Genomic DNA, 14813 nt, shown 5'->3' with positions numbered 1-14813 from the left:
GCTCCCAACTTATTGATGCTGCGTGAATTAATGACGCTGAATAAAGGCGGGATCGACGCGCGCGATCCCTTGTTTGTTTTGCTCACAGTAATTGAACGGCTTGTCTGTTGGGGTAAAGGCGATAATGGCACATGAGGTGTCAGCCGCTAACGCCGCATCAATAAGCGCTTCATCATCGTACCCTGCTTGGCGATGGACCACGCGTACCTGATTCGCATTAATGCCCCAGAGGCTAAGCTGTGCCGCATTTAAAGCGCGAGGTGGATTAATGATCGTGACCCACTTGGGCTGGCGTGCTTGCAGTGCAATCGCGCGTAAGGTCGCTTGCCAGTGTGCGTTTACCTGTGTGGCGGCGGTAAAAGCAGCATGATAGCAAGATGATGGCGTGACACGCGCGGGAGACTGAACCTTAGCTTGATTTGACACATTAGACGTCACGTACATAAAAAACCTGTATATATAATCAATACTGTATGCTTAAACAGTAATGTTTTGTGGCGTCACTCGCAAGTCACTTAGTGGCTAGTTTGTGATCAAGATCGATAATAGCGTCTAACGCGCCTGAGTCTCGACGTTAGTGAGTTTGGGGAAATAACTTGCTAAAATCACCGTTTTCATCACGTTGGAGAGAGCATGGAACAAGCGTTCTGGCATCAGCGCTGGGCTGAAAACCAAATAGGCTTTCATCGCGATACGGTACACCCGATGCTTATCCGCCACTGGTCATCACTGGCCCCACAAAGTGACGAAACGGTTTTGGTGCCCCTTTGCGGAAAGTCGATCGATCTCAACTGGCTTGCTGAAAAACATCAGCATGTTATTGGCGTCGAGCTTAGTGAGATCGCAGTGCGTGCCTTTTTCTCGGAAAACTTATATACCCCTCAGGTTTATCGCGCACCGTCAGGGCATATGCACTATTGTTTTGATGAACTGGAGCTGATCAATGGCGATTTCTTTACCGCGCGCCTGAGTCCTATGCCATTGATTTATGATCGCGCCGCCTTGGTGGCCATGCCGCCTGCTATGCGCGCGCAGTATGTCAGCCATATTCGAACCTTGCTGGCACCTGGAGGGCGTTTGCTGCTGATTACCTTATTTTATCCGCAAACGGATGACACGCCGCCATTTTCCATTGATGCGTCGGTGGTAGAAGAGGCGTTCCAAGGCTTAGACATCAGTTTGCTCGAGACACACACGGAACCCGACGGCGAGCGTGGTGAACAAGTGTGGTTAATCAAAGCAGCGGCGTCGTAGTGGCCGATGTGGGTGAGAATGTGTCAAGGGGCCATGACGGCCCCTTTTCTTTGACGTCGCACGCTCTTTGACGGCGTAAGCAGCCGTCTTAGTGGGCAAGAAAGCGTAGAAACTGGCAAACCGACTATGCGAGCTTATTTTGTGCCTGCGTGTATTGGCGTGATTCCCAGTGAGTAATAAAAAAGACCGCTGCAATAATAATACCTGCCCCTAACCACAGTCGGCCGGGTGGAACCCAACTAAACACCAGCCAACCAAAGAGGACGTTAAGAGGGAGTTTAGCGTGATCAAAAGGCTGCACAAAAGAGGCATCGGAAACAGCATATGCCTTGGCAATGGCCCACTGTGCGAGGGCCGTCAGTATGCCGGCGCCAAATAACATCCACCAAGCAGTGGATGTCTGAGGGAGCGTCCAATCAGGCACGGCGAGTAGCAAATTAAAGGGCGTGATCAACAAAAGTAGATATACCACCATGGTGGTGGGAGGGTCATAAGCGGATAAACGTTTCACCATCAGCGAGTAGGTGGCCCAGAAAAACGCCGCACCAACAGGCAATAACGTTGCCCAAGTGAACGCATTTGACCAAGGCTCGAGGATAATCATGGCGCCGCAAAACCCAGCGAGCGTCGCAAGACCGCGCGCGATCCCCACTCGCTCTCGTAAAAACAGCCCAGAGCCTACCGTTGCGAATAGCGGTGAGGTCATTAATAGCGCAATCCCTTGCCAAATGGGCACTGGGTAGGCCAGCGCCCACAGCCACAGTTGAATGCCAATCACGGAGATAAACACCCGCAGACAATGCTGACCAAGGTGTTGGGTTTTGAGTGCTTGACGGATCCCGAGTTGCTTCAACCAGGGGATCATCGCAACCAAGGCGATGGCGTATTGAATGAAGGCAACCGTGGTAGAGGGTAAGCCCATTTTAAAACTAACGTACTGAGACAGGCTGTTAACGAGGGCAAAACACAGGCCTGCGGTCAGCATCCAGGCCGCACCTTGGAGTGGATTATGAATCTGTTTCATTGCCGTGACTATCCGAAAAAAGACGCACGGATAGTAGCGCAAATCCGACCTCAGGGCGACCTGAAATCCCCTGAGGGCCGGACAAATAAGGAGCGCGCTTAGCGGGTTGAATACACTAAGGGAATATCTGGGTCAATGGCATCCAGTGTTGCCTGGGTATCGGCTAGGTGACTGACTGTACTCGTTGCCATTTCGGCCAGCGCAACAGAGCGAATGTCTGTCCAATGGTAGCCCGCCATATTGACCGCAATTAATGCAACCTGAAGAGGCGGAAGACTTGGGTTAAAAGCCGCGTTCTCGGCATACATGCCAGAGAAAAATTCGCCATCATTGGTTTCAACCGCTGCCCCGCTATAGTTACCTGAGTAGGGCGCGTGACTGCGGTTAGCGGCGTCAGCGGCGGCTTTTAGCAATGGGATATCGATATCATCCGTTGATAATTGATTGGACTCGTCAGTCAATAAACGAGAGTCAATCCCCAAATCGGCAGGACCAAACGGCTCGGGTAGATAGGTGTGCAAATCTTTCGGATCGGATTGTGGCAGCTGGATGATCAAGGACTCAGCGCCATTGAGCTCATTCATGAACTGCCGACAGTGACCACATGGGCTGTAATTGATCGTAATATCGGTGAGGCGTTTTGCCCCTTTTGTCCAAGCATGGCTGATAGCGCATTGCTCGGCATGCACTGTCTGCCCTAGCTGCACCCCGGTGAATTCAATGTTTGCGCCTAAATACAGGGTGCCACTTTCATCACGGACAATAGCACCAACATTAAACTGAGAAATGGGGGTAACCGCATAGGCCGCCGCCAAAGGCAATAAAGCAAGACGCAGTGCGGCGCCGTTAAGGCCACTGGCGGATTCCATCTGCGCCACCTGCTCTGGTGTGAAGGTAGCACCAAAGTTTGCGTCATTTATCCAATCAGAGACAACGCTTTGTAGGGCGTCGGGTAATTGTGTCAGTGCGTCAGTTAGTGCGGTTCGCATAGCATCTCTTCTTTATCGTTAACGGGAGGACAGTGTAGAGAAGCCTTTTCAATAATTGTGTGAGTAATGTCACGCATGTTTTGCAAGAGCGGATTTGTTGCTGAAAGTTAGAGTGACATCAATATTTTTATGCCTCTTAATGTGGCCATCATGACGACGTGCGTAGGCAGACACGTCCGCGAGCCGAAAGACGGTTGATGCATTATGGCTGCCAATCGACATAGGGGCGATGTACCTTACGATACTCACGCGTGAGATCGCCCTGGTCACGCAAGCGAGTAATCAGTCGTGTGAGATACGCATCGATTTCTCGGCCCGCTTCGCCTTTAGGAATGATGAAGACATCGTGGAAGTCAGCAAAGTGTGCGCGTTTGATCATGGTTAAACCTAGCTCTTTAAGTGCCATGTCAGCTTCCTCTTGCGCCCAAACGAAACCATCAATTCTCCCCGCGGCCAAGCGCAACAAAGATTGTTTAATACTGTGCGAGCGTTGCACCTTAAAAGGCATATAGTAGGGGACGGCTTCAATGGTATAGCGTGAGGGGGTTGCCCACAGCGCTTTGACCGAGAGCGGGAGCGCTTTATTGGTGTAAAGGACATGCGTGACCTGGCCAAATGACACCTCGCTAAAGTCGAAAGGCAAGGTGAACACTTCCCGCGTCGGACGCACCGCGGGTAAACCAAAGTCGGCTCGCCCTTGTGCGACACTGTTTATCGCGCGATGAATAGGGAAAACCTCGATAATAATCTTGGTGCTAGGGTCTTGCGCATCAAGGTAGCGGACGAAATCGACAAACGCGCCGCTACCGTCCAAATTGATCAAGCCAGGTAGTTCGCCAAGGTGTGCGACATAGGTTTGTTCAATGGTGGCTCGGGTAGGGGTGGAGAGGCTGAGCAGCGTGATAAACAACAGAAGCGGTAAATAGCGGCGTGGCATTATCTCTCTCTCAGATTTTAAAGCCGATGGACAAAGCAAAAACGACGACCTAACACGACACGCCCGTGGCGCACCACGGGCATCAAACACGCTAAGCTTGAGTCAATAATGCTGTCATGCCAATAATGACCGCCGCTGCCGTGACCAGGATCGTGAGTGGTTTAGCGATACTAAACGACGACTCTTCAATGGTCGTTGAGTGCGTTAAAGACGGTGGAGGCGTCTGTGATGCAGCGTTTGCTGCTCGTCCTGGACGCTTGGCAAGTGTTTGCTGCGGAAGCGACACACGAAAACCAAATTCACCGACTACCTCAAAGGGAAGGCACTTTTTGCCGTTGCGGTAGGATTTGGCCATTAATGATGTCACCACACTTTGATGCTGGGCAAATGAGCTGTCGGGCAAGGCCACTTGTTTGAATAAGGTGCGGCTAGAGAGTACCTCTCCGGCATAGTAGCAAAGCATCTCGAGTAAACGAGACTCTTCGTAAGAGAGAACCGTGATCGTGTCATCGGCCCAATATAACGTACGGCTTTCTGGTTCAAAATCAACCTCGGGAAAGCGGTAACAGCGCGTATCTACTTTTGTTGTCATCATTGCCCACACTCCAAACAACATCCTTTTTAAAAGTGTGGACTCAAATCACAGAACTGCAACTGGTCAAGCTATCTTTTTTTTGGTAGGACAAAGTGGGCAGTGTGTCAGCATTGCTAGTTAATAACTTAAAAAACATGACGTTAAAAACAAAAGGCGACCAAACCTGTCCACCACCGCTACCTGATAGGTAGACTAAGGTCGGAGTGATGGTCGGTCGCCTTACTGACCGGACGGTGTATTCGCGATGCGTCTTTAGCAACCGTGCCAGTGTTAGCCAACCAGTGATTCCACATAGTGGTAAATCGCTTTTAAAACGCGAACTTTATCCTCCTCAGCTTGGTGCTGTTCAGCGAGATGCTGCAAGTTATCCATATAAGCAGGAAGGTGTGTTTCAAAGTAATCACGTCGATGCATAAACCATTTTTGCTGCTCGGCTTCGGTGAGCGTCCATGGGTAATTGCGCGCGCGATAACGGAATAACAGCGGCTTAATGCGCCAGTCATCAACACTGAGATCCAGGGCTGCAAGATTCTCAGGATCGCGTGCACGGATGATGTCCATCGCACTGCGGTCGCTTTTCGAGAAAAAGCCCGCATACAGGGCCGTATCCACGTCCTGATCGTTGAAAGGCTTGGCATCGGCAAACACGGCAACGAGCTTTTCGCGTAATTCTGGCGCGGCTTTCAATGCTTTTAGGTGTTGTAAGCACGCTTCGCGATCCACACCGAGTCGGGCAGCATCCTCTGGTCGTAATGTTTTTGCATCGGCGAGAACGGGGCATTTATTGATATGCACCAGTTTAAGTGGTGCCGGTAACTGTCCTTCCGTGAGGTCGTGGTGCGGGGTATACAGGCGCTCGCGTAACGTATCAGCGTCCAATTCAAACAAAGGGGCCGGGTCACGGGCCAGATCGACAGTAATCACGGCATTGGGGTTATCAGGATGCCAAACAACGGGCACAATCCAGCTGGTGTTGCCTCGCTCGGTGCCGAACATGCCAGAGACATGCACGAGAGGCGTCATATTCACCACATCGATCAGGTGCTTGATTTTGTTTTTATTCCGATGTTTTAACAAATAATCAAATAGCCGTGGCTGTGCCGCCTTAACCTTTTTCGCCAGCTCTATGGTCGCGTGCACATCCGCCATCGCATCGTGTGCGTCGCTATGTTCTATACCATTGGCAACAGAAAGGTTTTCTAGTTTAAAGCTGGGTTTACCGTTGTCATCGTGGGGCCATTCAATACCATCCGGACGCAGTGCGTAGCAGGCGCGCATTACATCGAGCAAATCCCAGCGCGAATTACCGTTTTGCCAACTCCATCCGTATGGGTCAAAAAAGTTGCGGTACAGCGTGTAGCGCGTGACTTCATCATCAAAGCGCACGTTGTTATACCCGACAATGCAGGTATTGGGTTGCGAGAAGGCTGTATGGATCTGCGCGATGAACTCCGGCTCGGATAAGCCTTTTTTCAGTGCCAGCTGCGGTGTAATCCCGGTGACCAAACAGGCTTCCGGAGCCGGTAAGTAGTCATTGGGTGGTTGGCAGTACAGGACTAAGGGTTCACCGATGACATTAAAGTCACTGTCGGTACGAACGCCAGCAAATTGGCAAGGTCTGTCTTTACCTGGATGGGTGCCGAATGTTTCAAAGTCGTAGAAAAAAAAGCTTGGCTGGTCGGCGTCTGTCACAATCGAATCCAACTTGGTCAATAAGAAAGCAGGCGCAAAATCCTGCGATAAACCAGTATGGTAACACTGGCATCGCGTATCACCAATCCTGAGCTAACCGGCGCAATATTGAAGCGCTGATGCGTATAAAAACAGGCAGTCAGCAGTGAAGATCGATAATGAGAGCCTGCACGCAGGCAGGCTATCGTGATAAGGCAGGTGGAAAGGTCGGTTCGTTCACGTCGCGCGAACACTCAAAAGCATGCGTTATCCGCCGCTAAGACGCTAAGACGCTAAGACGCTAAGACGCTAAGCGTTTCAGTGTTTGCTTGGCCTCATCAATGGCTTGGCTTGCAGTGTCTTCGCCCATTGCCAGCCCCTCGGCGTAAACAAACTCGACGTCGGTGATCCCAATAAAGCCAAGTACGGTCTGCATGTAACCCGTGATATGGTCGGTCGTGCCCCCTTTGTGCATCCCACCGCGTGTGGTGACCACAATGGCACGCTTGCCTTTCAGTAGACCTTCGGGACCATTTTCAGTGTAACGGAAAGTCACCCCCGCACGGGCAACGAGATCAATCCAAGCTTTGAGTTGCACGGGGATAGTGAAGTTGTACATAGGCGCAGCAATCACTAGGGTATCGCTTTGCTGAACTTCTTCAATCAACTGATCTGAAGCTTGCTGCACGTGCTGCTGGGCATCAGTGAGTTCACCTGTACCGCGTAGGCCGCCTACATTGTCCCCAGTGAGAATCGGCAATGGGGTAGAAGCAAGATCGCGCTCAATCAGCGTGTCTGGAGACAGCTCATCCACCACACTGTTAATCACAGCGTTTGAGCTCGAGTAGGGGCCAAGAATACTTGATTTCAGTACCAGCGCTTTCATGCGTCTCTCCTTACAGTTTATGGCGTTTTGCCCATGAGGTTGTTTTGTTGACTCGATGTAGTCTAGAGACTTTCACAATGAACACCAGCGTACAGATTCGTTAAACTTGTTCAAAATTTTTGTTGATGTCGCTGCACGTGGCGTGGTCAGTTGCGCTGCGTGAGCATGGGCGTATGATAGCGGCCGATAGTCGTTCAAAATGTAAAAATAATGTTATAATGCCCGTTGTGTTGGCTAGGGATCCAAGACAAAGAACGGCAAAGCGCCAGATCAAATCACAAGTCGGTCGCTTGTGGGACGCAACGGGGTTTGAGGAAATGCGCGTGAAAAATTTATTTATGTTAGACGTGGATGGCACGCTGGTCGATAGCTGCCAAATGGACCACGAGTGTTTTAGTCAAGCTGTTTATGAAGTCACCGGTTTAACGGTGCCGGATGATTGGGGTGGCTACACCAATGTCACCGATGCGGGGATCATTGAAGAGCTGATTGATAGTCATGATCTTCAGCGCGAAAAGATCATGTTGTTTCGAGAAATTAAGCGCGTGTTTACGCATAAACTGGCCAGCGCAATTGCTAACCACGGATTAAAGCCGTTGCCAGGTGCGGTAGCATTTATTGATGAGATGCGTCATATGCCGACCGTTGCCTTGGCGATAGCAACAGGAGGCTGGGAAGAGACCGCACGGATGAAGCTTAAAGCCGCTGGTTTTAATATTGACGGTATTGTTTTTTCTTCGTGTTCAGATGCGATGAGTCGTAGCGAAGTGATGGCATTGGCTGCGTTCCGTGCCAAACAAGATTACGGTGTCCATTTTGAGCGGCGCATTTATTTTGGTGATGGGGTGTGGGATAAACAAGCCACACAGTCGCTAAACTACGAATTTGTCGCCGTGGGCGATAAAGTCGAGCACGACGTAAGCGTGAGCAATTTTGTCAACCCGCGTGCGATTTTAGGCAAACTGGGTATTGATGAAGCGCAGCGTCAATACGCCTAATCGTTTTATGCGTAAACGCGATGCAATGCGTGAACGCGAACAATGAGCAGAAAAGAAAAGCCGACGCGTCGACACGTCGGCTTTTTTATCCGCTGTTCAACTTCTTAGCGAGTCGCTAATCACTTTCACTGTGCATCAACAACGGCGTTGTTTTCTTGGCTCGTTACATTGGTTGCGCGAGTCCGGTTGTCTAGTGTGGCAAAGTAAGCTTGGGTTTCCGCAATGACCACCTTGCGCAGCAGCAATAAACCAATCAAGTTAGGAATCGCCATTAAGCCGTTGACGATATCGGCCAGTATCCAAATCGTATTCAATTGAATAAAGGCACCGGATGCAATTAAGCCGATAAAGAATAGCTTATAGATATAAATGGCTTTTTTGCCAAACAGGTACGCGACGCAGCGCTCGCCGTAATAGTGCCAACCTAAAATGGTGGTGAAGGCAAAAAACAGTAGGCCAATGTTGACCAGCACCGGACCAACACTGCTTTCCATCCCTACCGCAAACGCATGTGAGGTCATGGCGGCGCCTGCGAGCTCCCCAGACCAAGATTGCGTTAGGATCAAGGTCAGTCCTGTCATGGTACAAATCACCAGCGTATCGATAAAGGTGCCAGTCATTGATACTAAGCCTTGCTCAACACAGGAGTCCGTTTTTGCTGCGGCCGCGGCGATGGGCGCACTCCCGAGGCCTGATTCGTTAGAGAATACCCCACGTGCAATACCCGATTGAATCGCAAGCATCATGCCGGCACCCGCAAAGCCTCCGGTTGCGGCCATGCCGTTGAAAGCAGATTCAAACACCAGGCTGACTGCTTGTGGTAGTTGTGCGGCGTTTGCCACGAGGACCCATAAGCACGCGCTTACATAAAGCACTGCCATAACAGGCACAATTTTGGCGGCGACGGCGGAAATGGATTTGACGCCACCCAAGGTGACTGAGGCGACGAGCACGGTTAACAGGGCTGCAACAACGGCTGTTGGGATATTAAATAAGTGGGTCGCCGCGCTGCTAATCGCGTTCACTTGTGGGAAGGTGCCTATGCCAAAGCATGCCACTCCCAGTCCAAATAAAGCAAAGAGCTTGGCGAGAATGGGTTTACCGGCACCTTTAGAAAGGTACATCATGGGGCCACCAAGCATGTTGCCTTTATGGTCGACCTCACGGTATTTCACCGCGAGTAGACACTCGGCGTACTTAGTCGCCATGCCCAAAAAGGCGGCGAGCCACATCCAAAACAGTGCCCCTGGGCCCCCAAGAGAAATGGCGGTGGCCACGCCGATGATATTTCCGGTACCTATGGTTGCGGATAAGGCTGTACACAGTGCCGCAAACCCTGAAACATCCCCTTGGGTTTTGGCGTTCGACGGCTTAAAGATTTGCTTGAGCGCAAACGGCAGGCGACGGAGTTGGAGTAGCCCTAACCGTACTGTAAAAAAGAGCCCCGTACCGGTGAGTAGCAAAAGAAGCGGTGGCCCCCATATCCAGTCGTCAATGGTGGCTAGAAGTGTTTGTATATCTGGTAGTTGCGAAAAAAATGGCATTCATTCCCCCTTTAAACATCAAAGGAGGAGATAGACCACACTAATATTAACAAAAGTGCTACATATTGGGGTGGGTATCTCCTCTGTCCTTTTGCCTGAGAGTTTCACTTGAAAACAAGCTTGCTCCTTCGGCGCCCGAACTAACGGGTCTCTCCAGAGTCTCCTCCAACAGCAGTCCATACAATTAAGTGCCTGAAAGATTTACTTCTTCGGCGGATGGCGTCAGCCACCTCTCTCCTGCTGTCTTCATCGGAACGTCGTCATGACGGAAAGTATGATAGATCACAGAAATATGAATGCAATGCAAAAATCAGTGAATGGGGAATAATTCTTTCTTAATGGCAAAAAACACAAACTTTTAGTATTTCTTTCTAACAACAGAGATGTCGACGCATGCCTTCGCCGAGTTTGTTAACTTGAAAACAAGATGAAAGGGGTTAATTTTTTCCCACATTGGCCGATAAATTGGCTAATCTGGACAGGCAACGAGTAGGATAACGAGCAGCAGCATGACCACGTGGAACGAACTTTTAGGCGTGAACGCTGGCGACAATGCCGAGCAAATAAAACAGCGCTATAAGCGACTTTCTAGCCGCGTACATCCAGATAAAGGAGGCAGTACGGGGCTAATGCAGCTGGTCAGTGAAGCCTATCAAGCGGTTAAGTCAGGTAAAGGCGAGGGCAGTGCGCTGGGTCAGTCGCTAAGTGGTGCCAGTCAGGCAGCATTGCGTAGCCAAATTGCGCATCTACAAAAAGAACTGGCGGCGCTACAACAAGAAAATCGGACATTGAAGTCTCGCCAAGCCAATACTCAAATCCCCGCACACTTGACAGCCAAAATTGCCAAACTCGAATTTGATAATCGCCAATGGCGCGAGCAATACCAAAAGCTTGAGCGACAGCATCACTCATTGGAATCTCAGCATCACGCGTTACAGCGCGAGCAGGACCAACGTAAAAAAGACCTGGTACAGGTGAACCGTGAGTTAAAAGAAGCGCTATCGCGCGCAGAGCAATTGGAAACTGATCTCACTCGCAAAGCGACACCAGTGACATTAAAGCCAGCCAAACCTGGTTTATCTTGGCGCTGGGTGCTTGTGTCTTGGGCCATGATGGCGCTGCTGATAAGCCCATTGGGCCAATGGCAGCAATGGGTTGACCGCTTTTGGGGGCAAGATCAGGACCAGACCGCACAACGTGTACGTATTATCGACCCAGCGCCCTCAGAGTCTCAGCCCACGCAAGCGAATAATGAGCCTCAGCCTCAGGCGGCGCCTGCACCAGCGATACCCGTTGCCCCTATGATTCAGCTTAACCCTGACGCGAATCAGTGGCACATCAATCAATATGCAGAGACCGCACGGCCTTACTTGGCCTTACGCAGTGAGCAGGGGTCATATGTGGTCGCGAATTGTATGGGCGAGTTTTATATCTACCTTAATCAGGGCTATCAGCCGCTTCGTGTGCCACCAAACTTGGATTACGTAGCACAGCGTCAGCACTTTCATGTTTATGCCATTCCTTACGGGCAGGGGGCGTCGGTGGATAGTTGGCAGTTGGCACGTAAGGTACAAATACTCGAACACACCTTCGTTAGTGCTGACTTGGCGCCCAAACTCAGCGCTTTTGAACAATCCTGTCGACAAGTACCAGGTTTAACCGCGGTAAACTTATAAACAATATCGTGACTAGGCACGCATCTCACATCGCTTTAATCATTGCCTCGCACGGAAATCGATAGCGAGATCGCAGACCGCGAGTGGACACGCTCAAGATATCAGAGCGGAAAACCGTGAAATAGCGTCTGATTTCACGCACATGTATTACACTGATCAATAAGTAATAAGCGTGACTGATGAGGCCTGTGTACATGCTCGATCAAGCGATGTTTGCGCACCCGTTCGATCCACCACGTCAAGACAGCCTAAATGGGGTATTTCGGCGTTATAAACTGGCAGTTTCCCACTCGGTGTCTGTTGAGGAACATGTCGCTGGTATCGGGATCCCCTCATGGTCTGAGGGACGCACCGCCGCCAGCCAAGACGCTGCGGTTGTCAAAACCATGATGGCCCAGGGCGCCAGCTTGATTGGGCAGCTGCAAATGGATCCTTTAGGCTTCAGTATTACCGGTTTTAATCCGTTTTATGCGGAGCTTCGCAACCCTCACTTCCGCCAATACCGCGTCGGAGGGGCAAACGCAGGTATCGCAGTGGCGGTGGCAAAAAAGCTGGCGGATTTGGGCATTGGTAACGATGCATTTGGCGGCGTACGGATCCCTGCTGCACACTGTGGACTGTTCGGATATCGTCCCACGCCAAGCCTTATCGATACCCAGGGGATCATCTCTGTCGCAGAAACCTTTGATAATGTAGGTGTGTGCAGCGCGGCACTTGGCCCGCTAAGTCAGTTCCAAGAGTTGGTGGCCAAGCCGTCCTCCGCCGTGACGAATATCCAAGGCGTGGTCATCGCCGAGGCGGTTTTTGCGTTATTCTACAGCGATGAAGCGATGGCGCAGGTCTACCAGCACCTTGAGCATTTAAGCTTACCGCAAGAGTCGACGTTGACCATGAACAAACTGGTGCTGTCGCGGCTTGAAAATGCGCAGGTGTCAATTGCCAGCCAAGAGTTTCTGTTGATGTACGGCGCATGGTTGAAACAGGCCAAGCTTGATTTGCCCACCTCAACGCAACAGTATTTAGACCGCTTACAAGCTGTCGACTACAAAGCGCATTATCAGGCGAAGAAAACCCGCAAGCAGTTGAGAGATACCGTTTGTGCCATGTGGCCAAGCGATAAGGTATTACTGATCCCATCCACACCGGGCGCCATTTTACCTCGTGATGCGGATGCATCAGACGGTGATGCGTTTAATTTATCCCAGCGACGACTCATGGCGCTGGCGGATGTATGTGGCTTACCCCAGCTCACTATCCCGTTATTTGAGCATCAAAACACACCTTATGGCGTGACATTATTGGCTCACCCTTTTAAAGATAAGTTATTGATGGAAGTAGCACGCCGTTGGCTCGATTAACCGTATGGATTGCACCTTTATCCGCCCAGCCGTCAAGAATTTTCTATAAAAAACCGTTTTTTGTGTTTAAAGTTCTGATAATAAAATAAAAAATAAGTTTATCGTTCCGCGTTTACTATCAACAGAAACTGTGGATAACCGGTTGGATTAGTCGGTGTTTAACTTGGTAAATTATTGAAAATAAAGATTATAGTATGGGCCTGTTGAGCTTGGGACGGGGTGGGTGAGTGTTACAAGAAAGTGACAAATTGGCTGTCACTTTGGTTTAACACCGCGTAGAGACTGTATTCGCCCATATTCCGATGCGGTGATGCTGTCACTTATCGTCAATATGGTCACTTTTTGGCGGCTTTAAACTTGTATTGTGTCTTACAATGGCTACGCACCACGCTCCTGGAACGCAGGGCTGTGTGCTTGGTTTTGCGACCACGTGTACGCGTACGCCATACTTTGAAACTACGCGGTTTTAATTCACGTCGCATTAAAGCAATCACATCATCTTGGCGTAGCCCATAGAGTGCTTCAATCGCCTCAAACGGGGTCCTATCTTCCCACGCCATTTCAATGATCCGGTCTAAGTCACCAGGCTCAGTCAGTCGCATAGTCTCCTCCTCGCATTGGACTAATAATTACGTATACGTTGAGCAACGCGGATCAATAAGTGGGGATGCCTAAACCCCTTATGACCCTTATTTTTTGACTTTTTAAAAATAAACAATAAATACAGCTAGTTAAGAAAGGCCATTTTAAACAAGGGTAAAAGGCCATTTTTATCCTAACGGCCTGTTGTTCCGAGCTATTATTACGTTATTCTATTGTTCACTGCCGCACAGGCAGCTTAGAAATCGCTGAAAGGCATCCTCGGCCCTGGCGCCGAGTTCACTGCCGCACAGGCAGCTTAGAAATTGCGCACTTTGCCTGCGACAATCGGGTCGATGTTCACTGCCGCACAGGCAGCTTAGAAATTTCGCCATTTTCTGGACCATCTGCCCCGCGTGTTCACTGCCGCACAGGCAGCTTAGAAATAGCGTCAAAATACGAATATGTCGTCGTTGATGTTCACTGCCGCACAGGCAGCTTAGAAACCTCCCCCTACTGTGCACGTCAGGAAACAAACGTTCACTGCCGCACAGGCAGCTTAGAAAGTGAGCCTCAGTGTCGTGTAGTAGCTGGACATGTTCACTGCCGCACAGGCAGCTTAGAAATAGACAATCAGTGTATTTTTACTCGGTTGGTAGTTCACTGCCGCACAGGCAGCTTAGAAATATAGTTAGAGAAAGTAACTCGTTTGCTCGATGTTCACTGCCGCACAGGCAGCTTAGAAATGGCGTTGTCGACCTGGCCACCGCTTCCGGCCGTTCACTGCCGCACAGGCAGCTTAGAAAAGACGCAGACAATGGTGACGCGTCAAGATATGGTTCACTGCCGCACAGGCAGCTTAGAAAAAGCGGCGACCGGCTCGCGCCAGCCGTACATGGTTCACTGCCGCACAGGCAGCTTAGAAACGATGCAATCATCCGGGTGTTTTCCATTTAGCGTTCACTGCCGCACAGGCAGCTTAGAAAGTTTGCGCTTGCTCAATATGACATTGTTCATGGTTCACTGCCGCACAGGCAGCTTAGAAATTGGCGTAGTTGTTTTGCTTGTAGTACTCCAAGTTCACTGCCGCACAGGCAGCGTAGGTGACACAAGCCCCAGCACTATGTTGGATAGGGGACATTGCTAACGGGCGCCTATCACGATCGAGGTTAATCGTTGGCGCCGATGTCGGAGGCGCGCAGTCCGCTTGGATAATAGATGGCTGACATTGCACTGGCGCTTGTCCGACCTACGCACAGGCAGCGTAGGTGACACAAGCCCCAGCACTATGTTGGATAGGAG

13 protein-coding genes, 1 CRISPR repeat array and 1 riboswitch are annotated in these 14813 nt (G+C 50.5%); of the genes, 4 read left to right on the top strand and 9 right to left on the bottom strand.

The features are described 5' to 3' along the window. Positions 1 to 27: 27 nt before the first annotated feature. Entirely contained in the window at positions 28 to 426 is a 399-nt protein-coding gene (locus tag BZG25_RS10935) for a hypothetical protein (protein WP_131825382.1), read from the bottom strand. 207 nt (positions 427 to 633) lie between these two features. Here BZG25_RS10935 and BZG25_RS10930 point away from each other — a divergent pair, with 207 nt between their 5' ends. Beyond that, positions 634 to 1254, top strand: a complete 621-nt coding sequence (locus BZG25_RS10930) for a thiopurine S-methyltransferase (RefSeq protein ID WP_046073162.1) — start codon at positions 634 to 636, stop codon at positions 1252 to 1254. Between the two features lie 124 nt (positions 1255 to 1378). Here the strand turns inward: BZG25_RS10930 and BZG25_RS10925 are convergent, their stop codons facing one another. The 6 genes from BZG25_RS10925 to BZG25_RS10900 form a co-directional block, all read right to left on the bottom strand. Then, complete coding sequence (locus BZG25_RS10925) at positions 1379 to 2278, bottom strand: DMT family transporter (RefSeq protein WP_198535221.1); 900 nt, start codon at positions 2276 to 2278, stop codon at positions 1379 to 1381. 98 nt (positions 2279 to 2376) lie between these two features. Next, the gene (gene cdd / locus BZG25_RS10920; protein WP_046073163.1) at positions 2377 to 3267 is read right to left on the bottom strand and encodes a cytidine deaminase; all 891 of its coding nucleotides are present in this window, start codon (positions 3265 to 3267) and stop codon (positions 2377 to 2379) included. A gap of 202 nt (positions 3268 to 3469) precedes the next feature. Then, the gene (locus BZG25_RS10915) at positions 3470 to 4204 is read right to left on the bottom strand and encodes an ABC transporter substrate-binding protein (protein WP_077577756.1); all 735 of its coding nucleotides are present in this window, start codon (positions 4202 to 4204) and stop codon (positions 3470 to 3472) included. Between the two features lie 91 nt (positions 4205 to 4295). Continuing rightward, positions 4296 to 4799, bottom strand: a complete 504-nt coding sequence (locus tag BZG25_RS10910; protein WP_077577757.1) for a hypothetical protein — start codon at positions 4797 to 4799, stop codon at positions 4296 to 4298. A gap of 270 nt (positions 4800 to 5069) precedes the next feature. Then, positions 5070 to 6491: an exodeoxyribonuclease I gene (sbcB, locus tag BZG25_RS10905; RefSeq protein WP_077577758.1), complete on the bottom strand. Its 1422-nt coding sequence runs from the start codon at positions 6489 to 6491 to the stop codon at positions 5070 to 5072. A gap of 280 nt (positions 6492 to 6771) precedes the next feature. Next, positions 6772 to 7356, bottom strand: coding sequence for an FMN-dependent NADH-azoreductase (locus BZG25_RS10900; RefSeq protein ID WP_077577759.1), 585 nt, complete (start codon positions 7354 to 7356; stop codon positions 6772 to 6774). A 323-nt stretch (positions 7357 to 7679) separates the two neighbouring features. On the opposite strand from BZG25_RS10900, the gene BZG25_RS10895 reads away from it, so the two are divergent. After that, entirely contained in the window at positions 7680 to 8354 is a 675-nt protein-coding gene (locus tag BZG25_RS10895; RefSeq protein WP_231637370.1) for an HAD family hydrolase, read from the top strand. A 125-nt stretch (positions 8355 to 8479) separates the two neighbouring features. Here the strand turns inward: BZG25_RS10895 and BZG25_RS10890 are convergent, their stop codons facing one another. Then, complete coding sequence (locus tag BZG25_RS10890) at positions 8480 to 9898, bottom strand: sodium:alanine symporter family protein (RefSeq protein ID WP_077577760.1); 1419 nt, start codon at positions 9896 to 9898, stop codon at positions 8480 to 8482. Between the two features lie 73 nt (positions 9899 to 9971). Beyond that, positions 9972 to 10065, bottom strand: a riboswitch (glycine riboswitch). A 342-nt stretch (positions 10066 to 10407) separates the two neighbouring features. Here BZG25_RS10890 and BZG25_RS10885 point away from each other — a divergent pair. After that, positions 10408 to 11574 (top strand): J domain-containing protein, encoded by a 1167-nt coding sequence (locus tag BZG25_RS10885; protein WP_046073169.1) that lies wholly within the window; start codon positions 10408 to 10410, stop codon positions 11572 to 11574. A gap of 194 nt (positions 11575 to 11768) precedes the next feature. Then, the gene (locus BZG25_RS10880) at positions 11769 to 12932 is read left to right on the top strand and encodes an amidase family protein (protein WP_158075447.1); all 1164 of its coding nucleotides are present in this window, start codon (positions 11769 to 11771) and stop codon (positions 12930 to 12932) included. Between the two features lie 335 nt (positions 12933 to 13267). Here the strand turns inward: BZG25_RS10880 and BZG25_RS10875 are convergent, their stop codons facing one another. Continuing rightward, positions 13268 to 13534 carry a TIGR03643 family protein gene (locus tag BZG25_RS10875; RefSeq protein ID WP_077577762.1) on the bottom strand — a complete coding sequence of 89 codons (267 nt, stop codon included), beginning with the start codon at positions 13532 to 13534 and terminating at the stop codon, positions 13268 to 13270. 215 nt (positions 13535 to 13749) lie between these two features. After that, a CRISPR array of direct repeats spans positions 13750 to 14617; the repeat unit is 28 nt; unit sequence GTTCACTGCCGCACAGGCAGCTTAGAAA. Between the last annotated feature and the right edge of the window lie 196 nt (positions 14618 to 14813).

The sequence above is a fragment of the Salinivibrio sp. ML198 genome, assembly GCF_001996015.1.
Classification (GTDB): domain Bacteria; phylum Pseudomonadota; class Gammaproteobacteria; order Enterobacterales; family Vibrionaceae; genus Salinivibrio; species Salinivibrio siamensis.
This window is presented reverse-complemented; position numbering and strand designations above follow the sequence as displayed.

Excerpts from the sequence above, each read along its gene's own strand:
- BZG25_RS10930 (WP_046073162.1), top strand. The coding sequence starts at position 634 with ATGGAACAAGCGTTCTGGCATCAGCGCTGGGCTGAAAACCAAATAGGC.
- BZG25_RS10925 (WP_198535221.1), bottom strand. The coding sequence starts at position 2,278 with ATGAAACAGATTCATAATCCACTCCAAGGTGCGGCCTGGATGCTGACC.
- cdd (WP_046073163.1), bottom strand. The coding sequence starts at position 3,267 with ATGCGAACCGCACTAACTGACGCACTGACACAATTACCCGACGCCCTA.
- BZG25_RS10915 (WP_077577756.1), bottom strand. The coding sequence starts at position 4,204 with ATGCCACGCCGCTATTTACCGCTTCTGTTGTTTATCACGCTGCTCAGC.
- BZG25_RS10910 (WP_077577757.1), bottom strand. The coding sequence starts at position 4,799 with ATGATGACAACAAAAGTAGATACGCGCTGTTACCGCTTTCCCGAGGTT.
- BZG25_RS10900 (WP_077577759.1), bottom strand. The coding sequence starts at position 7,356 with ATGAAAGCGCTGGTACTGAAATCAAGTATTCTTGGCCCCTACTCGAGC.
- BZG25_RS10890 (WP_077577760.1), bottom strand. The coding sequence starts at position 9,898 with ATGCCATTTTTTTCGCAACTACCAGATATACAAACACTTCTAGCCACC.
- BZG25_RS10885 (WP_046073169.1), top strand. The coding sequence starts at position 10,408 with ATGACCACGTGGAACGAACTTTTAGGCGTGAACGCTGGCGACAATGCC.
- BZG25_RS10880 (WP_158075447.1), top strand. The coding sequence starts at position 11,769 with ATGCTCGATCAAGCGATGTTTGCGCACCCGTTCGATCCACCACGTCAA.
- BZG25_RS10875 (WP_077577762.1), bottom strand. The coding sequence starts at position 13,534 with ATGCGACTGACTGAGCCTGGTGACTTAGACCGGATCATTGAAATGGCG.